The following is a 21,678-nucleotide window of genomic DNA, read 5'->3' as shown; positions in this document are numbered from 1 at the left end:
AACGAGATTCAGTTACATTGAGAGCCATAACTTCCATCTGGCCATCCTGAGGAGCCCGTCGTGACAGAGAAGTCCACTCCATCCCCTACCCGATCCACACCCGTCGGCCCGACATCCGCCGCCTACTTACCCACGCTGGGTCTGGCGAACTTCGGCATCTACCTGGCTGTCCTTACGCCGGTGTTCGTCTCGCTGGCGTTCAAGCTGGAGCACATCACGTCGAGTCGCGAGGAGTCTCTCGGCGCGCTCAGTCTGGTGATGGGCGTCGGGAGCCTGTTCGCGATCATCTTCAACCCGCTGGTTGGGCGGCTCTCAGATCGCACCACGTCCCGGTTCGGGATGCGCCGCCCATGGTTGATCGGTGGAACCGCAATCGGGTTCGGTGCTCTCGTTGTAATCGGCCTCGCGCCCAACGTGTGGGTGGTGCTTGCCGGCTGGTGCCTTGTTCAGGCGTCCCTCAACGGTGCGCTTTCCGCGCTCAATGCCACCATCGCTGACAAGGTCCCTGTCTGGCGGCGCGGGCTTGCATCCGGGATCATCGGCATCACGACATCGCTCGGGATTCTCGGTGGAACGTTCGCGGTCAACTTCCTCGATTCCGATCTCACTCGCTTCGCCGTGCCCGGCGCGGTCGGACTGCTCTTCACGATCCTCTTCGCCCTACTGCTGCAGGACAGCGTGCGTCTGGTTCGTCCCGCCGAGCGGTACGGCTTCAAGGAATTCATCGGCTCCTTCGCGTTCAACCCACGCAAGAACCCAGACTTCGGCTGGACATGGCTTACCACCTTCCTCGTGATGTTCGGATACGCCGGCGTCGCGACATTCCTACCGCTCTACCTGACCGACAAGTTCGGCCAGACCGAGAACGAAGCGATCACGGTCATCCTCATCGCCAACCTCGCCGCAGTCGGAGCGCAGGCGATCTCTGGTCCGCTCGCGGGCTACCTGTCGGACCGGTTGAACCGCCGGAAACCGTTCGTCCTCGCCGCCGGCCTCATCATGGTCGGGGGGCTCGTGGTTCTCGCCTTCGCACCCGATGTGAGCATCGTCATCCTCGGGCAGGGCCTGATCGGATTCGGCATCGGCTCGTTCCTGTCAGTCTCCCTCGCGTTGGCCACCCAGGTGCTGCCCGATGTCGAGGACACGGCAAAGGATCTCGGCGTGATCAACATCGCCAACGCACTGCCGCAGTCCATTGCGCCGGCCATTGCCCCGGCGGTCATCGCACTGGGCGCCTCCACCGCGATCGGCGGGTACTCGCTGTTCTACCTGGTGGGTGCCGCAGCGGCACTCGCTGGCGCACTCGTCGTCTACCGCGTGAAAGGAACCAAGTGATGCAGGAACCCACCAGCCAAGAGGGGACCGAAGTCGACAAGAGCTACTTCGACACCGGCCGGAGCGTCTCGGAGCGCGTCGAGATCCTCCTGAGACAGATGACGCTCGAGGAGAAGGCTGGACTGTTCTTCCACACGATGATCACGATGGGTCCTGACGGGGAGCTCTCGACGGGCGACAGGGAGTTCGATCTCCCTTCCAACAGCGAGTACGTGGTCGGCCGCCACATGAACCACTTCAACCTCCTCACCGGCGGCACCCCGGAGGCGATGGCGACCTGGAACAACAACATCCAACGATTGGCAGCGGAAACCCGGCTTGGAATCCCGGTGACCATCTCCACCGATCCGCGGAACTCCTACAGCGACAACCCCCTGGCCGGCCTTCTCGCCGGATCGTTCTCGGTCTGGCCGGAGGCGCTCGGTCTGGCCGCGACGCAGGACGAGGACCTCGTCGAGCAATTCGCATACACCGCCCGCCAGGAGTACACGGCCGTCGGTATCCGCGTGGCCTTGCATCCGCAGGTCGACCTTGCGACGGAACCGAGGTGGGCACGGCAACTGGACACGTTCGGTGAAGATGCCGAGCTGACCAGCAGGCTCGTGACCGCATACATCCGCGGCTTCCAGGGAGCGGAGCTTGGGCCCGCCTCCGTTGCCACGATGACCAAGCACTTCCCCGGCGGCGGGCCACAGAAGGACGGTGAGGATCCCCACTTCGCTTACGGCCGTGAGCAGGTCTACCCCGGGGGCATGTTCGATCACCATCTCAAGCCGTTCATCGCCGCAATCGCAGCGGGAACCACGCAGATGATGCCGTACTACGGCATGCCGGTGGGGACCGAGTTCGAGGAAGTCGGCTTCGGCTTCAACAAGTCGGTCATCACAACGCTCCTGCGCGAGCAGCTCGGGTTCGATGGCATCGTCTGCACCGACTGGGGACTGCTCACCGATGCCGTCGTCGACGGCGAGCCGTTCCCTGCTCGGGCGTGGGGTGTCGAGCATCTGACACCGCGCGAGCGGATGCGGAAGGCCATCGATGCCGGCGTCGACCAGCTTGGCGGCGAAGCCGCTCCCGACGGGCTCGTGTACCTGGTCGAACAGGGCGAGATTACCGAGGAACGACTCGACGAATCGGCCCGCCGACTGCTGCGCGAGAAGTTCACCCTCGGACTATTCGACAACCCGTACGTGGACGAGACTCGCGCAGCCCGCATCGTCGGAGCACCCGAGTTCCGGGAAGCAGGCCTCCGGGCACAACGCGCATCGTTGACACTGCTCACCAACCGCGAGTCGGCCGGCGACGGGATCCTTCCCCTGGCGCCCGGACTCCGGCTGTACGTGGAAGGAATCAACGCGGCTGTAGCGTCCCAGTACGGGACCGTGGTCGATGACCCCTCCGCAGCAGACGTCGCTATCCTGCGCATTCACGCCCCGTTCGAGAAGCGCTCGACATCGTTCGAAAACTACTTCCATGCCGGATCCCTCGAATTCTCCGCGGACCTGATCGATCACATCGATCGAGTTGCAACCGAAGTGCCGACCATCGTCGACGTCTTCCTTGACCGGCCTGCGATTCTCGGTCCGATCGTCGAGTCGGCAGCTGCCGTCATCGCGAACTTCGGCGCCGATCCCTCCGCGCTCCTCGACGTCCTCACCGGACTTGACGCTCCCAGGGGTCGACTTCCCTTCGACATCCCTTCCAGCATGGAGGCGGTCGTGGCATCTCGTTCCGACGTGCCCTTCGACACCGCTGACCCGCTCTTCGCGTTCGGTCACGGACTCACCTTCCCTGCCCGCCGTCGCACCACCCCCTGACCCTGCTACCCACGAACCTTTCACCGAGACCGACCAAGGAGACCACAATGCTCACGCTCGAATCCGCCACTCGTCGCTTCAGCGAGAGGTTCGCCACATCTGCCCAGCTCACCACGGAGGGACGGGAGGTGATCCCCGGCGGCTACAGCCGCACGTCTTTCAACTTCGGCCCCCACGCCGTGTTCGTCGAGGGCGGTGACGGTGCGTACATCGACACGGTCGACGGACACCGGCTCCTGGACCTGAACAACAACTTCACGGTCAACATCCTCGGTCACGGCAACCAGGCGATCAGCGAGGCGCTCATCGCGGCCATTCCTTCGGGTACGTCGTTCGGCAACCCGGTCGCGGAGGAGGCGGCACTGGCGCGGATTCTCATCGACCGCGTCGCCTCGATCGACATGGTGCAGTTCTCGTGTTCGGCGTCAGAGTCCGTGATGAGTGCGATTCGCGTTGCACGCGCGTTCACGGGAAGAACCCTGATCGCGAAGTTCGAGGGGGGCTACCACGGCTTCACCGACCCGGTCAGTGTGTCCGCCCACCCGCACGGTGGCGAGGAATACGGGTCAGACAGCAACCCCCGTCCGGTCGCCGACAGTGAGGGCATCCCTGACGCGGTCGTCGAGCACGTGGTGATGCTCACGCAGAACGACGAAGCAGGCACAGAACGCATCCTCCGCGAGCACGCCGACGACCTCGCCTGTGTGATCGTCGAACTCGAAAGCGGCGCGGGCGGCCACGTCGTGCTGCGAAAGGGGTTCGTCCAGATGCTGCGTCGGGTCACCGCTGAACTCCGCATCCTGCTCGTCATCGACGAGACGATGACCCTGCGGGCCTCGTTCCACGGCATGCAAAACACATACGGCATCGATGCGGACATCACCGTGATGGGAAAGATCATCGGGGGCGGGCTACCGCTTGGCGCGATCGGCGGCCGCGCAGACGTCATGGGCCTGCTCGCCGATGGCAGGGTGCCGATTTCCGGGACTCACCACGGGCACCGGCTCGCCCTGATCGCGGGCATCGCGTGTATGACCGCACTCGACGAAGCGGCGTACGACCGGCTCAACACGATGGCCGGGCGCGTCCTGTCCGAGGTCGGTGAGTGGACCGCGGCGCGGCGGAGTCCGTTCACGATCTTTGGGAGCGGCTACTCATCACTCGCCTACGCGTACTGCCTCGAGGCGGGAATGACCGTGGAGACCCAACGGGATCACTGGCGCAACGTCGACGCCGAGAAGACACAGACCTTCTCGCTCGAACTCGCGAATCGGGGCTTCTTCCCCGTCGCTCGCGGTGAGTTCTCGCTGTCGCTGGCGATGACCGACGACGACATCACGTCGTACATCGAGACGGTGAAGGACATCATCACCGACCTCGAGGCCTAAGCGCGGTCCATGGTTTCAGGCTCGGCGCGGCTAACCACTCCGACCCCCGTTCCGATCGAAAGAGAACCAGCATGAGCCGCCACGCGGTTATCGATCCTGCCATCGGCGAGCGCCTGGTCCAGCGCAATAGCTCGCTCACAGGAGCCCGTCGGACCAACGTGCGGCTCGTCTTCTCGCGAAACGAGCTATTCTTCTACATGACGTAGAACTGCGTATCCGCGCTAGTGAAGGAGCCCCATGCGACCCCCTGCCCGACGAATCATCTCCTCGACAGGGGCTGCCTCGGTCTTTCTCCTGGTCGCCACCGCTTGCGCCGGGAGCGGCGCACCGGGTTCGACTGCGCCCACGAGCGCCACTGCCGCGAACGGGTATCCGGTGTCGTTGGAGAACTGCGGCCGGACCATCACCGTCGACTCTGCGCCGGACCGTGTGGTGAGCCTGTGGCAGTCCAATACCGAAGCACTCCTTGCGCTCGGACTCCGGGACAAGATCGTCGCGGTCCAGGCGGACTACGCCCCCTACCCGGACTCGGTCGCGAAGGCGGCGGATGGGTTGCAGACCATCGGGAGCATGATGGGGTTCCCGTCGAAAGAGGTTCTGTTGAGCGAGAAGCCGGACTTCGTCACCGGGCAGGTGCTGGAAGGGTTCGCGTTCGACGCCTCACAGGGATACGCGTCGGTCGAGCAGCTCGAGCAGGCCGGGGCGACCGTCTACGGCGCCAACCTCTGTGGGGCGACCGATTCACAGAGCACGAAGATCTGGAACATCGACTCCGTGTCCAAGACGCTCCGCGACTACGGCACGATCTTCAACGTCTCGGCGAAGGCCGATGAAGTTATCGCTCGGCTCGATGCCGAGAAGGAGGAGGTCGTCAAGGCCGTCCAGGGCAAGCCGACGGTGAAGACCGCGTACTTCAACGGCGGATCCGGCCCCGTGATCGTCCTGGCGGGCGGTATCTACGATGACCTGATCAGCACCGCCGGCGGCAAGAACGTCTTCTCCTCTGACTCCGTCTACGTCAGTAAAGAGGAGTTCGCCGCCTCGGACGCCGACGTCATCCTCGTCGGCACGTTCCCGGGCCAGGGCTTCGCGACGCAGAAGGCGTTCCTCGAGGAGAACTTCCCCGACCTCCCCGCGGTGAAGAACGGTCGGATCAGTGAGGTGCCGACGCAGGAGACCGACTCGTCGATCTCGGTCATGGTGGGTCTGACGAAGATCGCCAACGCCCTCCACCCCGATCTGGATCTTCCGGTTCCCTCCTCGTGACAGCAGCTCCCGCACCAGCACGGACACACACCCGAGCCCGGCGGCACCCGCAACCGGTGATCGCCATCCTCCTCGTCGCCTGCATCGTCGCGGTGGTGCTCTCTGTCGCCGTGGGGAGCGTGGGCATCGCAACGGGGCGGGTCGTCGAAGTGATCGGAGCGCGCCTGCTCCCCTGGGGCGGTGGCCCGGTCGCCGGGCTCGACGACCAGATCGTGTGGGAGTTCCGCCTTCCCCGAGCATTGCTCGGGTTCGTCGTCGGTGCGGCGCTTGCAGTCGCCGGTGCCGTGCTCCAGGCCGTCGTGCGCAATCCGTTGGCGGACCCGTTCGTCTTCGGTGTCTCCTCAGGCGCCTCCGTGGCCGCGGTCGCCGCGTTGACGCTCACGAGCGGACTGTTCGCCGCCGTGTCGACTCCCGTCGCGGCCTTCGTCGGGGCCTTGATCACCACGGTTCTCGTCTTCGCTCTCGCGCAGCAGGGTGGGCGGGTGACGCCGAACCGTCTGGTGCTCGCCGGAGTGGCGATGTCGTATCTCCTCAGTTCGATCACGAGTTATCTCGTCCTCCGATCCAGCGGGGCCAGCCAAGGCGTCGGACAAGTCCTGTCCTGGCTCGCAGGCAGCCTCGCCGCGGCCACCTGGAGCGACCTCGGCGTCCCGACTCTCGTCCTGATCGTCGCGACGATCCTGCTCGTCCTCCTCGCTCCGATCTTGAACGCCTTCCTCACCGGCGACGAGACAGCAGCCAGCCTCGGCGTGGACGTCGGCCGGATGCGGCTGATGCTGTTCATCATCACCTCACTGCTCGTCGGTGTCGTCGTCGCGGTGAGCGGGTCGATCGGTTTCGTGGGCCTCGTGGTGCCGCATGCCGTCCGCATGGCGATCGGGTCCGACCATCGCTGGGTGCTTCCCGCGTCCGCACTGGCCGGCGGACTGTTGCTGGTCGTCGTGGACATCGGAGCGCGACTGCTCCTCGCGCCGACCGAGGTCCCTGTCGGGCTGCTCACCGCCGTCGTCGGTGCACCGTTCTTCCTGTGGCTGCTGCGGCGATCCGGTCGGAACCAGCGATGAACGCGGCCGAAGGCAGGTCACTGGAAGTCCAGGGCGTCAGCGTGGACATCGCCGGCCGACGGATCATCGAGGATGTCGCCTTACGGGCGCGTTCGAACGTCGTCGGGCTCGTCGGGCCGAACGGCAGCGGGAAGTCGACACTCCTCCGGACGGTCTATCGGATGCTGCGTCCGTCCGAGGGACAGGTTCTGGCCGACGACCGCGACGTCTGGACAATGCCGGCCCGCCAGGCAGCGCGGGTGATCGCCGCAGTCGTCCAGGACAGCCCAGCAGACCTCGAACTCACCGTGGCCGACTGCGTCGCGACCGGACGCCTGCCACACGGACGACTCCTCGCCACCGACAGTGCTGAGGACCGGCAGGTCGTGGAGCGAGCCATGGTGACCGCGGGCGTCGCGGAGTTCGCGGACCGTGATGTCAGCACGCTGTCCGGCGGCGAACGGCAGCGCGTGCAGCTCGCCCGTGCACTGGCGCAGGAACCGCAGATCCTCGTGCTCGACGAGCCCACGAACCACCTCGACATCCGTCATCAGTTGCAGTTGCTCGCACTGGTGCGCGACCTCCAGATCACCACGCTCGTCACACTGCACGAACTGAATCTCGCCGCCTCCTACTGCGATGAGATCGTCATGCTCGAGCACGGCCGTGTCGTCGCCTCCGGAACCCCGGCTGCAGTGTTCACCCCGCATCTACTCGACCGGGTGTTCGGCGTCCGAGCCGAGACCCTCGTCAACCCACTCACCGGGCGCATGCAGCTCGTCTTCGCCGACAGCTGATCGAACCGGTCCGACAGACACGACACCGACAACCGACAACCAGGCACAGGAGTATCTGCATGCATGACGACGACCAGCCCCTCGAGACCACCGCCCTCCCGGGTCACAGGGTGGGGCACGACCCTTCCGCCAGCACCCTTTTCACGGTGATCGGCGATGATCCCACCAAGCAGCAGGCGGTCGACCGCTCCATCGCCGCCCATCACACGCTCGCCGCACGACCCGGAGTCAGCTTTGCGACGGACAAGACGATCCTCATCGTCCTGCACCCGGGTTTCGAACTCCTCGACGTCGTGGGCCCGTTCCACTTCCTCGCGGGAACCGGTGCGACGGTGCAGTTCGTGACCACCGCAACCACCCTTGAACCCGTGCCGAGTGGGAGCGGGCCGACCCTCGCACCTGCGCTCACGCTCGACCAGGTGACCGATGCACCCGCCGTCATCCTCGTCCCGGGCGGCGATACCGGCATCCTCCTCCGCGACACCCGCGCCATGGCGAACCTCGAGCGCATCGGTCGAAACGCGGAATACGTGACCAGCGTGTGCTCCGGCTCCATCGCTCTCGCTGCCGCCGGGCTGCTCGACGGTCGCCGAGCCACCTCGCACTGGTCCGTCCGCCACCTCCTCGGAGGCTACGGCGCGATAGAGGTCGACGAACGCGTCGTCGAAGACGGCAACCGGCTGACCGCGGCCGGAGTCACCGCGGGTATGGACCTCGGCATCCGCCTCGTCTCCTACCTGTCCGGCGAAGAGCTGGCGAAGTTCGCCGTCCTGGGAGCCGAACACACCCCGGAACCGCCCTTCGACACCGGCACCCCGGAGCGGGCCGGCGCTGAGCTCACCGATCTCTCCCGCGAGTTCCTCGCACCGCTCGTAGTCGAGCTCACAGCACCGACGGTCTGACCGACGAGCCCCGCCGCGACCCGGCCGGCGTTCGTCGATACACCGGCGCTGCCCCCGCTCGAAGAGCGGCGCCTTCGGACATCTGGCTCGACTGACCTGTCCGAAGGCGCCGCAGGGCGGGCCCACTACACGGGGCCGAAGAACGTCCTCGACGCATACACGCGGCCAATGTTCATGCGCACCATCAGTACACGTTCCCGGGCATTCTCATGAATGCAACCGTCTCGATGACCTTCCGGCTCGTCGTGACGAGCGAGATCTAGGCGGGCAATCGCCCGTCCGGCATCCGAACCTCAGCTCTCAGCAGGCCCCCAGAACGTGTCCTCCGCCGGGCCGTCCGCGGAGAACAGGCTCACCTCGACGATGCGCCCGCTACGGACGGTCAGGAGGTCGACACCGGGCATGTCCATGACGACGTCGCCACGGGTCCCCGTGAACCGGACGGGGACTGCGACGAGCTCGCCGTTCACCATCGCAGGTCCGGTCACAGCTAGCTGGAAGGTGCCTTCGCTCGTGGCCATCATGCCGCCGAGGAGCGCACCGACACCGTCGACGCCGCGGTGATCACCCGAGAACTGGTTCGCTCCGGGCTGGTGCCACACCACCTCGGGGTCGAACTGCGCCATCACCGTCGGAATGTCACCGCGGCCGAGGGCATCGAAGTAGGTGACGGCGACGGCTGCGGGGGTCTGGTCGATCATGGTGTGTCTCCTTCGTGAGGGTGAGTGGTAGCACCATAGTTTCAGGCGGTAACCTGTTACCTCAACGTAACTAAGGAGTATTCGCGATGAACTCTGATGCGCCTGTCGACGCACCCGTCTGGAACGTGATGCTGCCGACATGCCCGTCGCGCACCTCGCTCGCCCGGATCGCCAACAAGTGGACCGCGATGATCGTCATCGCATTGAGCGACGGTCCCCTCCGATTCGGGACGCTCCGCGAGACGGTCGGCGGGATCAGCGGCAAGGTCCTCTCGGGCACCCTTCGGGATCTGGAACGCGACGGCATCCTCACTCGCACCGCATACGACGAGATGCCACCCCGCGTCGAGTACACCCTGACGCCACTCGGCCAGACACTGCGCGAACCGCTGACCGCTCTCGGCCAATGGGCGGAGCAGCACATCGCTGAGGTCCTCGACTCCCGCGACACCTTCGACAACGTCGTGCATGGAACCGCGGCCCAGCGCACCGACAGCTAACGACGTCATCAGCACGTCTGCGCGCTCGATAGGGCACCACCCACGCCGGCGGTGATGGGCCGCAATCTCGTCGTATAGGCACCTCAGTCCAGCCCTCGACCCCGGAGCGCGGCAGGCTTTAGGCGGAACCTCGAACTGGGGGTTGGCAATACATACTATGTATGATGAACTGTCTATCAGGCCGAGATGAACTCGGACCCCATCGCCAATGAAGCCGACCCGAAATGGATCCACGATGTCCACACAGCACCGTCGTCACCCCCGTCGCGTTCCACGCGCCCTGTCCCTGTCAGCCACCGCTGCCGTCGGTCTCGCCCTGCTCACCGCCTGCACCGCCGGCCCGAGTGCGACGTCGGACAAGTACGGTTTCCCCGCCGCAGAGCAGGACCCCAACGCGGGTCTGACCGTTCTGGTCGACGCTGCCCGCGAGCCGATCGCCAAGGCGTTCCAGTCGGAGAACCCCGACGTGAAGATGACCATCGAGACCTACGACGGCAGCGCCGGCGGCAGCGATTCGTTCAAGACGAAGATCGCCCTGTTCGACCAGTCAGGTGAAGGGTGGCCCGATGTCGTCTTCTCCACGCAGACCAATGACACCGCCTGGGCGGGCGTCGAGCAGAACGGCGTGCAGGCCTTCGCAGCAGTGCTGAACAAGGGGCTGCTCTCCGATGACTTCCTCGACGGGTTCACCCCCGGCGCCTTGGACCCGATGACGATCGACGAGAACGTCTATGGCGTCCGCAACGACCTCGCTCCGGTCGTGTACTGGTACAACGAACCACTGATGACCCAGTTCGGGTATGAGGTCCCGACCACCTGGGAGGACTACCGGGAGCTCAGCGACAAGGTGGCAGCCGAACACCCCGGCTACATCCTCGGGTCCGTCGGAGACGCCTTCACCGGGCCCTTCACCTACTACTGGAGTGGCGAAGCTCCGGTCTTCCAGGTCGACGGCCAGACGTTCTCCAGCGACTTCGCGGATCCGAAGTCGGAGCAGGTGACGGACCTCATCGACCACATGCTCGCGAACGGCACGCTCGTCCAGGACAGCGTGTTCGGGGCAGACTTCGTGTCGAAGTACAGCGACAAGCTGCTCGGGACGCCGGGACCGGCATGGTTCGCTGGAGCTCTCTTCCAGAATCCCGACAGCCTGAACGCTGCGCCGGGCACCGTCGGCGCCGCTGCTCCCCTGCACTGGGAGGGTGAGGCCGAGGTCACCGGCAACGTCGGTGGTGGGATCTGGTACGGCTCGAGCCACTCGAAGAACCTCGACGGAGTCGCGTCCTTCCTGGAGTTCGTGAGCAGTTCCGACAAGGCCGCAGAGCTCGCTACCGGTCTTCCCGCCTACGGCTCCACCGCTGACGCCTGGCTGGGCGCTCAGGCGGCCTCCGGGTACTTCGCGGGCGACTTCCAGGGCGCCATCACCAGTGCCGCGGACAGCGTCTGGGACGGCTGGGGCTTCCCGTCGTTCAGCCCGGAAACCGGGTTCTCCTCGGTCGTGATCCCGGGTCTCGCCGAAGGGAAGACCCTCAAGGAGCTGGTCCCGGCGCTGCAAGCCGAGTACGAGAACCAGGCTCAGGTCCAGGGCTACACCGTCAAGTAACCACCGTTCATCGCAGGTCCCCCTGCGCGAGCAAAGGACACCCCATCACATTCCCAGCACCGACACCCGCCGCCGTCCGCTCCCCCCTCGAGGGGCGGCGGCGGGTGTCCCGCACTCGCCGGCCAGACCGTTCGCAAGCCCGGATCGGAGCTGTCTTCACGTCTGGCTACGCCCTCCTGCTGATCGCCTTCGGCGTCGTGCCGACGCTGTACACGATCTTCCTCGCCTTCACGACCGACGGTGCCTTCGCCGGCATCTCGAACTTCACCCGGATCTTCGGCGACTATCGCTTCCTCCCTGCGGTGGCACACGTGGCCGTCTACCTCGTGGTGTACCTGGTGACGCTTCTCGTGTTCGTCGTCTTGCTGGCCTTGCTCGTCCATTCGATCGGGCGACGCTGGCTGGCGAACAGCCTCCGGTTCGTCTACTACATCCCGGGCGCCCTCGCAGGAGCGTCGAGTGTGATGCTCTGGCTGTTCCTGCTCGACCCTTCCGTGAGCCCGGTGGCTGCCATCCTGAACGCGTTCGGCTTCGAGAATTTCGTGCAGACCGTCTCCGTCGACAACCTGCCGGTCATCTTCACCATCGTCGCGTTCTGGACGGGTGCCGGCGGGTGGATCGTGATCATGTACGGCGCACTCAACAACATCTCCGCTGATGTCATGGAAGCTGCACGAATCGATGGCGCTGGGCCGGTCAAGGCCGCCTGGTACATCCAGATCCCACTTCTTCGGAAATGGATCTCGTACACCGCGGTGATGTCGCTGGCCGCTGGCACCCAACTGTTCGTCGAACCCCGCGTCCTCTCCCAAGCATCCAAGGGTGTCGTCCCTCCGGACTACTCACTCAATCAACTCGCCTACCTGTACGCCTTCAGACAGGGCGACTTCAACGGTTCCGCGGCGATCTCGCTCCTGCTCCTTGCAGTTGCGGCGGCGCTGTCGGCGATCTTCGTCTTCCGAGGAGGACTCTTTGAACGCGACTGAAATCCGATCCGCCCGCTCCGCCGGGCGCGAAAGCCAGAAGGCGAACCGCTCGGGCGGTCGCGAGTACGTATCTCCTGGCCGATGGCTCGGCCGGGTCACGGTCGTCGCCGTCCTCACCGTCTTCGCCCTCTTCTTCGCGATACCGATCATCTGGCTTCTCCTCGCCCCGACCAAGTCCGCCAGCGATCTCGTTCAGAACGCGCCGTTCAGCATCGGATCGATCGACGTCCTGTTGGCGAACTGGGCGAGCCTCGCCGAGTTCCAGAACGGCATCATCTGGACCTGGCTCGGCAATTCCGTGCTGTACAGCGGCGTTGCGCTCGTGATCACGCTCGTCGTGACGATCCCGGCAGGTTATGCGCTGGCGCTCACCGAGTTCCGCCTGCGGCGGACGTTGCTCGTCGTGACGCTCATCGTGATGCTCATTCCCAACACGGCGTTGGTCCTCCCGGTCTTCCTGGAACTCTCGGCGCTGAAGCTCATCGGCAATCCCCTGGCGGTCATCCTGCCGTTCTCGTTCTTCCCGTTCGGCGTGTACCTGACGTACATCTACTTCACGACGAGCGTCTCGAAGGATTTGCTCAATGCGGCTCGGATCGACGGTGCGACCGAGTTCCGAGTGTTCGCCCAGATCGCCATGCCTCTCGCGACTCCGGTGATCGCCCTCGTCGGCTTCTTCAACCTCGTCGGGAACTGGAACAACTACTTCCTCCCGTTCGTCACCGCTCCGGGACGGAAGTCGCCGATCCAGGTCGGGCTCGTCGAGCTGCTGTCGAACGTTCCGCTCTTCAACCCGACCAGCGCTGCATCGGTGACCATCAGCCTGCCGGTGCTCGCGTTGGCGACCATCCTCTCGGTCGCGCCCGTCCTCGTGATCTTCCTGTTCTCCCAGCGATTCCTCGTCTCGGGGATGACGGCCGGAGGGACCAAGGAATGACCGACGAGCAACAACAGCCGGTCCGTCGTTTCGGGATGGCTGCCCGCCTGGTCGGCTCGAAACGCGACGAGTACATCGAGCTGCATCGCAGCGTCTGGCCGCGAATCGAAACCGCTCTGTCCGCAAGCGGCATCCGGAACTTCACGATCTTCGCGCTGGACGACTACATCCTCGGCTACTACGAGTACGTCGGGTCCGACTACGAGGCCGATCAACGTCGCATGGCGATGGACCCGATCACCCAACATTGGTGGTCCTACACCGCTCCCTGCCAACGCCCCCTGCGCGAGGACTCCACAGCTGACAACTGGGAGCTCTTCACCGAAATCTGGCATCTCAACTGATCTTCGTTGCCCGCCGGCTGACGAGCCGAACCGTCAGCGCTCCCCGCCCCATATGCGTTTCCCTACCTACTGCGAGAAGAACCCATGCGTACGAGACAACTCCGCGGACTGAACGTCACTGAGATTGGTTTCGGTGCCGCCCAGCTCGGCAACCTGTTCCGTCCGACGACCGACGAAGAGGCGAAGGAAGCTGTCGACACCGCCTGGAAGAGCGGGATCCGCTACTTCGACACCGCCCCGCACTACGGACTCGGCCTCTCCGAACAACGACTCGGCGAGTACCTCCGCAGTCGCCCACGAGACCAGTTCGTCATCTCCACCAAGGTCGGACGCCGCCTCGTTCCAACACCGGAACGCGCCGCAGCAGGTGACTTCGACCTCGAGGACGGCTTCGCTGTGCCCGCAACCCATCGTCGGGAGTGGGACTTCAGCCGCGACGGGGTGCTCCGATCGATCGAGAGCAGCCTTTCGCGACTGCATATGGACCGACTGGACATCGTCTATCTGCACGACCCGGACGACCACTGGGACAGCGCATCGACCACTGGGCTGGACGCCTTGATCGAGCTGCGCGACCAGGGCGTGGTCGGGGCGGTCGGGGCAGGGATGAATCAGGCCCCGATGCTCGCGAGATTGGTCCGCGAACGCGACGTCGATGTCGTCATGGTCGCTGGTCGCTACACCCTGCTCGATCGCTCCGCGGAGGATGAATTGCTAGCCGCGGCGGTCGAGCGCGGCGTGGCCGTCGTCGCCGCCGGCGTCTACAACTCAGGACTCCTCAGCCAGCCACAAGTACCGGCAGACGCCACCTACGACTACCAACAGGCTCCATCAGAGATCCTCCGCCGTGCGCGAGCTCTAGCCGCCGCGTGCTCCGAGGTGGGGGTGACGTTGCCACAAGCCGCTGTCCAGTTCCCGCTCCTCCAGCCCAACGTCGCCTCGGTGGTGGTTGGAATGCGCACAGCCGAGCAGGTTGAGGGCACCGTCACCTACTACGACTCGACGATTTCCCCGGAAGCATGGCGACACCTCGGGGTGACCTCATGATCATCGACGCTCACGTTCATGTCTGGGATCTCTCCAGCGCGAGCTATTCCTGGCTCACCGACGCCGTCCACCCCCTCGATCGCACGGTTCTGCTCGATGAGTTCCCCAGCATCCGGCCCGCGACTCGCATCATTCTCGTGCAGGCAGCAGACAACGCGGCCGACACCGCTGTCATGCGGGCGCAGGCCGAGCTCGATCCCCGCGTGGTCGGAATCGTCGCTTGGGTCCCATTGGACCAACCCCACCTCGTGGCCGAGCTCGCCCAGGAGTACGCGAACGATCCGCTCATCGTGGGCGTCCGAAACCTCATCCACGAACGCGCTGCTGGATGGCTGGCTGGTGCTGCGCAGACCGAGTCTCTGAACCTGCTGGCGAACGCCGGGCTGACACTGGACTTCGTCACGGCGGACCACGCCGCACTCTGCGAGGTTCCAGCGCTCGCAGATCGCCATCCGGGTCTGCGCATCGTGATCGACCATCTGGGCAAACCGCCGCTGGCCGGTGACGCCAGGGCTCGCGCAGCCTGGAGATCGGCGCTCGCTGACGCGGCGACACGACCGACGGTGTTCGCCAAGGCTTCCGGTCTGCTGGGACCCGCGGACTCTCTCTCCCCTGGCGCAGGTCATCCGGCGCGTCCGTTCGTCGACACAGCGCTCGATCTGTTCGGCGCGGACCGGGTGATGTACGGAAGCGACTGGCCTCTCGTCGAACTCGTCGAAGACCACCGCAAGGCCTTCGATCTCGTCGCTTCAGCCGCCGGCGATCGAGGCGGAACCTCACTCACTTCCGTCTTCTCGGACACCGCCGCCCACTTCTACGACATTCACGGACTGGACTCATGAAACTCGGACGACTGAACACCCCCACTGGCCCTCTGCCCGTGCTCTTCGAGCAGGACGTGACCTACGACCTGTCCCCCATCACCACAGACATCGACCGGGGGTTCCACGAACGCGGAGGAATCGACATCGCGCGTGCAGCGATGATTGCCGGGGACCTCCGCACCGTCGCTTCCGGGCTCGGAACATCGATGGCGGCGCCCATCGCCCGACCGGGCAAGGTGGTCTGCGTCGGTCTCAACTATCGAGACCATGCCGAAGAGACCGGGGCGGCGATCCCGACGGAGCCGGTGGTCTTCATGAAGGATCCGTCCACGGTGGTCGGCCCCTACGACACCATCCTGATCCCCCGACGCTCACGCAAGACGGACTGGGAGGTCGAGCTCGGCGTCGTCATCGGCCGGACCGCTCGATATCTCGACAGCCCCGCGGATGCTCTCGCGACCGTCGCCGGCTACGCGGTGTCTCACGACGTCTCGGAGCGGGAGTTCCAGCTGGAACGAGGCGGGCAGTGGGACAAGGGCAAGAGCTGCGAGACGTTCAACCCGCTCGGCCCATACCTGGTCACGCGCGACGAGATCCCCGATCCGCAGCGTCTAGGACTCCGCCTGTCCGTCAACGGACAGCAACGGCAGAACGGGAGCACGGCAGACATGATCTTCTCGGTCGAGTACGTGATCTGGTACCTGTCGCAGTTCATGGTGTTGCATCCCGGGGATCTCATCAACACCGGAACGCCCGCGGGCGTCGCCCTCGGACAGGCAGACGACGTGTACTTGCGCACTGGAGACGTCGTCGAGCTTGAGATCGACGGTCTCGGCACATCGCGGCAGACGGTGAGCGCGGCGTGAGCGGCCGGTTCGTCGGGCTCAGCGCGATCGTCACCGGAGGCTCTTCCGGGATCGGAGCCTCGGTCGTCTCGGCGCTCCAAGCCGAGGGCGCAAGAGTCGGTGTCCTCGACATCCAGGTCCTCGGGCTCCCAGAAACGGTTGTCGGTCATGCCGCAAACGTGCGGGATCGGTCGAGCGTCACGACAGCGGTCGAGTCTCTCGCTGATGAGTTGGGCGGCATCGACATCGTCGTCAACTCGGCGGGCATCTCCGCCGTGGGCACGGTCGAGGAGAACGACGACGACGATTGGGCTCGAGTACTGGACGTGAACGTCACCGGCACGGCCAGGGTCGTCGCGGCATCGCTTCCCCACCTCAGGCGGTCCGGCCACGCTTCGATCGTCAATGTCTGCTCCATTGCCGCTCTCAACGGACTTCCGCGTCGTGCTCTCTACGCCGCTTCGAAGGGGGCCATCCTCGCCTTGACCTACGCCATGGCGACCGATCACGTCGCGGAAGGTATCCGCGTGAACTGCGTGAGCCCCGGCACCGTCGCGACTCCGTTCGTCGAGCGCATGCTCGCGGGGTTCGACGATCCCATCACTGAGCGGGCGCAACTGGACGAACGGCAGGCGACGGGGCGAATGGTGACCCCGGACGAAGTCGCCGACGCCATTCTCTACCTCGCCTCGCCCGCTGCCGGCTCGACCACCGGCACCGCTCTCGAGGTGGACGGTGGCGTCACACACCTTCGTCCCCGGCGCCCTGTCTCCAACCAAGCGCACGGCTGATCGAACGACATCGGATGAAACCTCCAGCACGCAAGGCAGCGACGACGCAGCCGAACCGCAACGCCATCGACCTCTCGGGAAGAGCATCATGAAGATCACCGGCTACCGCACCATCCATACCCATCGCGACTGGGGACGGCCCGTGGGCGACGTCAACGGGTTCATCGCTTCGGGTATCACCGACGTCGCGATCGTCATCCTCGAGACCGACGCCGGTGTCGAAGGCATCGGAATGGGCTCTGACCACGCGGTCGAGCTCCTCTTCCCTGCACTCGAAGGCCGCGATCCGAGGGCTGTGACCAGTCTCTATGACGCGATGCTGAGCCATGCCTTCAAGGCCGGGCATGGGGGGACGACCTTCGGCGGTATCGCCATACTCGATGCCGCGCTCTGGGATTTGAAGGCGAAGCTCGCGGGCGAACCACTCTGGAGACTGCTCGGAGCCGACGACCGTTTCGTGCCCGGATACGCATCCGGCCTCGACATCGCGCTGACGGACGAGGAGCTGGTCTCCTTCTACACGACGATGGCCGAGCGGGGTTACACCGCAGGCAAACTCAAGGGTGGCCGTGACGTCAACGCCGACCTTCGCCGGTTGCTGTTGATCGCCGACACCCTCAGTGTGAACACCGATCGGCCGGCGCTCATGCTGGATGCGAACGAATCGTGGAATCTGAAGCAGGGTGTGCGATACGTGTCAGAGATCGAGGAGCATCTGGACCTCACCTGGATCGAGGAGCCGCTGCGACGCTGGGACGCTTCCGGCCACCATCGCCTGTCGCAGCAGGTGCGTGCGGGTGTCGCCACCGGTGAGAACCTCACGGGGTTGGAACTGTATCGGCCCCTGTTCGACCACGGCTCAGTCGACATCGTCCAAACCGGAGCCGTCTGGGGTGTGACGAACTTCCTCCGGCTGGCCGTCGCCGCTCATTCGAGAGACCTCCCCATCAGCCCCGTGGGCCTCACGAGCAATCCGGCCGTTGCACATGCCGCCGCCGCGGTTCCAAATCACCTGACGGCCGAAGTCCAGGATCTGCACGCCCCGTTCGCCGTGACGATCGACCAGACGTACAGCGACGGTGGGATCGTTCTCGGGGACACTCCGGGCGGCGGCATCACCGTGGACGAGGACCTGATCGCTCTGACGAGCGCACAGGGAGACTGGCGGCAGAGCGCCGGACCGCATGTCCGTCCGAAGCGCGCAGGTCTGTCGATGACTCCGGCGGGTGGGCCGGGTGATGAGCTACAGGGCATCACCTATACTGCAGTGGATGAGTGAGCCCGCCACCCGATTCGCCAAGCATGCGATCTTCGCGGACGCTGCGGCGAAGGTGCCCGCTACTCGTCTCGGAGTCGCCGTCGTGCACGACCTCGTCACCGCGATCGTCACCGGCGAGGTCGCCGAGGGGTCCATGTTGCCCATCGAGGCGGAGCTCACGGCGCACTTCGGAGTCAGCCGGACCGTCATCCGTGAGTCGATCAAGCGGGTCGAGGAGAAGGGGCTTGTCAGCGTCGTCCAGGGCAGCGGCACGACAGTCCGCTCCCAGGAGTCGTGGAACGTCTTGGACCCGGTCGTCCTCGAGGTCATGCTCGAACATGACGACTCGCTCGGCGTGCTCGATCAACTCGCGGTCGTTCGCAGCTCGCTTGAAGGTGCCATGGCTGCTGCCACGGCCGTCCGCCGGTCCGCCACCGAGCTGGAGGCGATGGAGCACGCGATTCAGTTGATGTCCGACTCCATGGACGATGAACAGGGGTTCGGCGATGCGGACATGATGTTCCACATGGCCGTCATGGCAGCGTCGAACATTCCGCTGGCCGAAAGCATCAACCGCACCCTGTACACCCGGGCACGAGACACCGCTCGGTTCACGTTGAACGGCACTCGTGAAGCGTTCGAGGCATCTCGAGACGAGCACAGCATCGTGCTGGAAGCGATCCGAGCTGGCGATGCCGATCAGGCAGAGCGCGCGATGCGCCACCACATTCTGGAGTCATGGGGTCGACGTCGACCCCCGACTTCACGGAGGCCCTGACGGCTTCAGCACGGACAAGATTCTCGGCTCTGGCCTCAGCACCCGGCCTCCGCTCCACGGGTAGTCTGTGCTCCATGTCTGAGATGCCGCCGTTCAGCCCGACGGTCACCCTCCTCGCCCTGTCCAGAATCTGGGAGGACTCTCTGACCTCAGCGCTGAAGCCGCTGGGCCTCACGACGCGCAAGTATGCCTTGCTCGGACACATCCGTAGCACCCCTGGCATCTCGTTCAGCGATCTCGCGCGACGATCGAGGATCACCGTCCAGAGCACACATGTCGCCGTCGGTGGCTTCGTAGCCGATGGCATCGTCGCCGATTCCACCGGCCGCGCCGGCTCAGCGGCACAGCTCGAGATCACACCGGCGGGGCACCGGATCCTCGCCGAAGCGGCCGGGGTAGTCGCTCGCCTGGACGCCGATTTCGAGACGAGTCACCCTGCTCTGCGCGCGGCGCTCGCTGAGCACATGCTGCAGATGATGCAGTCCCCTAAACTGCGTGAGTAAGGAAAGCTTCAGTCTGACTGATACCTTCAGCTAGGCTGAAGGTATGGAATCCATCCTTCTCGCCGCGCACGTGCTCGCGGGCATTCTGTTCATCGGCCCGGTTGCGGTGACCGCCAGTCTGTTTCCCCGGTTCGCTCCGATCAGCGGTTCGGCACCGGCAGGCGACATCGATGAACACCTCCACGGCCGAGACCGCGCTATCGGTCCCACCGTGGTCGCCTCGGACCGAAGCATCGCCGTCGCCAGACTCCTGGCACGAATCACGCGGGCCTACGGCCGAATCGCACTCGTCGTCCCAGTACTCGGCCTGATCCTCGCCGCGGTGCAGGGCAGGCTCACGGAGATCTGGATCCTCCTCGCGATGGTCCTGACCGCCGTCGCGGGGGCCCTGCTCGCACTCCGGATCACCCCGATGCAGCAAGAAGCGCTGTCCCAACCGGACGACGGATCACGATTGCGATCGCTACGACCCTTAACCGGGATGTTCAACCTGCTGTGGGCAGTGGTTGTCATCCTCATGATCGTGCGTCCCGGCGCGTCGTCGTGAGCGCGTCGCCACGAATCCTGCGCACTCTTGAAGCGCTGTCCGTCCTCGAGCTCGGCAGCATCGCGGTCCTCTTCGGGAACCTCCTCACCGTACATGTGGCTGGCCTCGCTTCGGTACTCGGACCGGTCCACGGCGCGTTGTACCTGACCGTCGCAGTCACGGCGTTGCTCGGGCGTGGACTCCTACTCCGCACCCGGCTCTTGGCCCTCGTCCCGCTGCTCGGTGGAGTATTCACCTTGATCAACGTCCGGCAAGAGCGACGACGATGCACTTCGGCGTCCCCTCCACACACGCCCAAGTCCTCCGCGACGCGAGGCGACAGCGACAGCGACAGCGACAGCGACAGCGACAGCGACAGCGACAGCGACAAGTTCAACGCGAAAGGCACCTCATGATCGCTCAGATCATCCTCTTCGAGGGATTCGACCCACTCGATGTGATCGCCCCCGTCGAAGTGCTCTGCGCCGGCTCGGACGCTCTCGGAGGAACCCTTGACGTCAGGCTGGTGGCACTCGACCGCATCGGTCCGGTCGTGAGCGGAACGCGGAATTTGGAGCTCACCGCAACCCATGTGTTGGAGCCGGAGGCTCCTGGCATCGTGATCGTGCCGGGCGCTGCCGGCCCCACCGTCGGCGACCCCGATTTCGTGAGGACGATTCCGGTCATCCTCGCTGAGCTTGGTTCGAGCCGCTTGCGGGCGCTCATGGGCCGCGCGTTCGCATCACCGGACACCCTGGTCGCCACAATCTGCGGAGGCGGTTTGGCGCTTGGCATGGCAGGCCTCCTGGCGGGGCGGACCGCGGTGCCCCATACGTTGGGGAACGACGTCCTCGAGGCCACCGGCACCACGGTGGTGCGAGCGCGGGTCGTCGACGACGGGGACCTGGTCAGTGCCGGTGGAGTCACATCCGGTCTGGATCTAGGGCTCTATCTGCTGGAACGCGAATTCGGCCCGCGGATCGCGCACGCCGTCGAGCAACTGTTCGAGTACGAGCGGCGCGGAACCGTGTGGTCAGCCAGAGGACTCGACGCCCTTCCGCTCTGAATCAGCCCCGCCGCTGGTTCAGCCCACCCAGCCGACAGGCTCATATCGAAGGACACCGTCATGCATCGGATCATCGGCACCTGGGACCTCGCCATTCGCACACCGATCGGCACCCTGAACGCCGTGATGACGTTCCAGGACGAACAGGGCGTCTTGTCAGGCTTCGCCGCCAGCAGGACCGAGGACGTCCCGCTTCGCGATCTGCGAGTCGCCACCGACGCGCAGGAGGACCACGTGATGTGGACGCAGACGATCACCACACCCGTGCGGTTGGAGCTCGCGTTCGACGTGACCATCGACGGCGACCGGATGACTGGCGATTCGCGCGCCGGACGGCTCCCGCGCAGCACGGTGACCGGCGTTCGCAGAGTTCCGTGACAGCGGCCTCCCCTCCGATGGGTGTGCATCGCAGGGGAGGCCA

General features: G+C 65.3%; 24 protein-coding genes. 23 read left to right on the top strand and 1 reads right to left on the bottom strand.

The window, feature by feature from the left end; genetic code table 11:
- Positions 1-60 precede the first annotated feature (60 nt).
- The 7 genes from IFT89_RS05850 (at position 61) to IFT89_RS05820 (ending at position 8,548) form a co-directional block, all read left to right on the top strand.
- On the top strand, positions 61-1,335 hold the full coding sequence (locus IFT89_RS05850) for an MFS transporter (RefSeq protein ID WP_202938477.1): 1,275 nt from the start codon (positions 61-63) through the stop codon (positions 1,333-1,335).
- Complete coding sequence (locus tag IFT89_RS05845) at positions 1,335-3,152, top strand: glycoside hydrolase family 3 protein (protein WP_202938476.1); 1,818 nt, start codon at positions 1,335-1,337, stop codon at positions 3,150-3,152. Before IFT89_RS05850 ends, IFT89_RS05845 begins: the two co-directional genes overlap by 1 nt.
- Before the next feature lie 47 nt (positions 3,153-3,199).
- Positions 3,200-4,540, top strand: a complete 1,341-nt coding sequence (locus IFT89_RS05840; RefSeq protein ID WP_192019680.1) for an aspartate aminotransferase family protein — start codon at positions 3,200-3,202, stop codon at positions 4,538-4,540.
- A gap of 432 nt (positions 4,541-4,972) precedes the next feature.
- Positions 4,973-5,806 carry an ABC transporter substrate-binding protein gene (locus IFT89_RS05835; protein WP_164486977.1) on the top strand — a complete coding sequence of 278 codons (834 nt, stop codon included), beginning with the start codon at positions 4,973-4,975 and terminating at the stop codon, positions 5,804-5,806.
- A gap of 56 nt (positions 5,807-5,862) precedes the next feature.
- Positions 5,863-6,870, top strand: coding sequence for a FecCD family ABC transporter permease (locus tag IFT89_RS05830; protein ID WP_202938475.1), 1,008 nt, complete (start codon positions 5,863-5,865; stop codon positions 6,868-6,870).
- Complete coding sequence (locus IFT89_RS05825) at positions 6,867-7,646, top strand: ABC transporter ATP-binding protein (RefSeq protein ID WP_202938474.1); 780 nt, start codon at positions 6,867-6,869, stop codon at positions 7,644-7,646. The genes IFT89_RS05830 and IFT89_RS05825 overlap by 4 nt, the downstream gene beginning before the upstream one ends.
- 59 nt (positions 7,647-7,705) lie before the next feature.
- Positions 7,706-8,548: a DJ-1/PfpI family protein gene (locus IFT89_RS05820; protein ID WP_202938473.1), complete on the top strand. Its 843-nt coding sequence runs from the start codon at positions 7,706-7,708 to the stop codon at positions 8,546-8,548.
- A 293-nt stretch (positions 8,549-8,841) separates the two neighbouring features.
- Here IFT89_RS05820 and IFT89_RS05815 read toward each other — a convergent pair whose 3' ends face one another.
- Positions 8,842-9,249, bottom strand: a complete 408-nt coding sequence (locus IFT89_RS05815) for a nuclear transport factor 2 family protein (protein WP_175117521.1) — start codon at positions 9,247-9,249, stop codon at positions 8,842-8,844.
- Between the two features lie 86 nt (positions 9,250-9,335).
- Here IFT89_RS05815 and IFT89_RS05810 point away from each other — a divergent pair, with 86 nt between their 5' ends.
- From IFT89_RS05810 to IFT89_RS05735, 16 genes are all read left to right on the top strand, one after another.
- Positions 9,336-9,749, top strand: coding sequence for a winged helix-turn-helix transcriptional regulator (locus tag IFT89_RS05810; protein ID WP_202938472.1), 414 nt, complete (start codon positions 9,336-9,338; stop codon positions 9,747-9,749).
- Positions 9,750-9,984: 235 nt separating this feature from the next.
- Entirely contained in the window at positions 9,985-11,352 is a 1,368-nt protein-coding gene (locus IFT89_RS05805; protein WP_202938471.1) for an ABC transporter substrate-binding protein, read from the top strand.
- Positions 11,353-11,456: 104 nt separating this feature from the next.
- Positions 11,457-12,338, top strand: coding sequence for a carbohydrate ABC transporter permease (locus tag IFT89_RS05800; protein ID WP_175117518.1), 882 nt, complete (start codon positions 11,457-11,459; stop codon positions 12,336-12,338).
- Positions 12,325-13,275, top strand: coding sequence for a carbohydrate ABC transporter permease (locus IFT89_RS05795; protein WP_213014181.1), 951 nt, complete (start codon positions 12,325-12,327; stop codon positions 13,273-13,275). Before IFT89_RS05800 ends, IFT89_RS05795 begins: the two co-directional genes overlap by 14 nt.
- On the top strand, positions 13,272-13,619 hold the full coding sequence (locus tag IFT89_RS05790) for an L-rhamnose mutarotase (protein WP_202938470.1): 348 nt from the start codon (positions 13,272-13,274) through the stop codon (positions 13,617-13,619). Before IFT89_RS05795 ends, IFT89_RS05790 begins: the two co-directional genes overlap by 4 nt.
- 84 nt (positions 13,620-13,703) lie before the next feature.
- Positions 13,704-14,666 (top strand): aldo/keto reductase, encoded by a 963-nt coding sequence (locus tag IFT89_RS05785; protein ID WP_202938469.1) that lies wholly within the window; start codon positions 13,704-13,706, stop codon positions 14,664-14,666.
- The gene (locus IFT89_RS05780; protein ID WP_202938468.1) at positions 14,663-15,508 is read left to right on the top strand and encodes an amidohydrolase family protein; all 846 of its coding nucleotides are present in this window, start codon (positions 14,663-14,665) and stop codon (positions 15,506-15,508) included. The genes IFT89_RS05785 and IFT89_RS05780 overlap by 4 nt, the downstream gene beginning before the upstream one ends.
- The gene (locus IFT89_RS05775) at positions 15,505-16,356 is read left to right on the top strand and encodes a fumarylacetoacetate hydrolase family protein (RefSeq protein WP_202938467.1); all 852 of its coding nucleotides are present in this window, start codon (positions 15,505-15,507) and stop codon (positions 16,354-16,356) included. The genes IFT89_RS05780 and IFT89_RS05775 overlap by 4 nt, the downstream gene beginning before the upstream one ends.
- Positions 16,353-17,126 carry an SDR family NAD(P)-dependent oxidoreductase gene (locus IFT89_RS05770; protein WP_137243645.1) on the top strand — a complete coding sequence of 258 codons (774 nt, stop codon included), beginning with the start codon at positions 16,353-16,355 and terminating at the stop codon, positions 17,124-17,126. The genes IFT89_RS05775 and IFT89_RS05770 overlap by 4 nt, the downstream gene beginning before the upstream one ends.
- Before the next feature lie 88 nt (positions 17,127-17,214).
- The gene (locus IFT89_RS05765; protein ID WP_137243646.1) at positions 17,215-18,405 is read left to right on the top strand and encodes a mandelate racemase/muconate lactonizing enzyme family protein; all 1,191 of its coding nucleotides are present in this window, start codon (positions 17,215-17,217) and stop codon (positions 18,403-18,405) included.
- Positions 18,398-19,162 carry a FadR/GntR family transcriptional regulator gene (locus IFT89_RS05760; RefSeq protein ID WP_202938466.1) on the top strand — a complete coding sequence of 255 codons (765 nt, stop codon included), beginning with the start codon at positions 18,398-18,400 and terminating at the stop codon, positions 19,160-19,162. The genes IFT89_RS05765 and IFT89_RS05760 overlap by 8 nt, the downstream gene beginning before the upstream one ends.
- A gap of 74 nt (positions 19,163-19,236) precedes the next feature.
- The gene (locus IFT89_RS05755; protein WP_202938465.1) at positions 19,237-19,665 is read left to right on the top strand and encodes a MarR family winged helix-turn-helix transcriptional regulator; all 429 of its coding nucleotides are present in this window, start codon (positions 19,237-19,239) and stop codon (positions 19,663-19,665) included.
- A 43-nt stretch (positions 19,666-19,708) separates the two neighbouring features.
- Positions 19,709-20,212 carry a hypothetical protein gene (locus IFT89_RS05750; RefSeq protein WP_192019667.1) on the top strand — a complete coding sequence of 168 codons (504 nt, stop codon included), beginning with the start codon at positions 19,709-19,711 and terminating at the stop codon, positions 20,210-20,212.
- Positions 20,209-20,607 (top strand): hypothetical protein, encoded by a 399-nt coding sequence (locus IFT89_RS05745; protein WP_202938464.1) that lies wholly within the window; start codon positions 20,209-20,211, stop codon positions 20,605-20,607. The genes IFT89_RS05750 and IFT89_RS05745 overlap by 4 nt, the downstream gene beginning before the upstream one ends.
- A complete protein-coding gene (locus IFT89_RS05740) occupies positions 20,604-21,257 on the top strand; it encodes a DJ-1/PfpI family protein (protein ID WP_202938463.1) in 654 nt (217 codons plus the stop codon). The genes IFT89_RS05745 and IFT89_RS05740 overlap by 4 nt, the downstream gene beginning before the upstream one ends.
- Positions 21,258-21,317: 60 nt before the next feature.
- The gene (locus tag IFT89_RS05735) at positions 21,318-21,635 is read left to right on the top strand and encodes a hypothetical protein (protein WP_137243650.1); all 318 of its coding nucleotides are present in this window, start codon (positions 21,318-21,320) and stop codon (positions 21,633-21,635) included.
- Positions 21,636-21,678 lie beyond the last annotated feature (43 nt).

Source organism: Plantibacter sp. CFBP 13570 (assembly GCF_014841395.1).
Taxonomy (GTDB): Bacteria; Actinomycetota; Actinomycetes; order Actinomycetales; family Microbacteriaceae; genus Plantibacter; species Plantibacter auratus.
The sequence above is the reverse complement of the archived record's forward strand: the minus strand, read 5'-3'. Positions and strand labels throughout refer to the sequence as shown.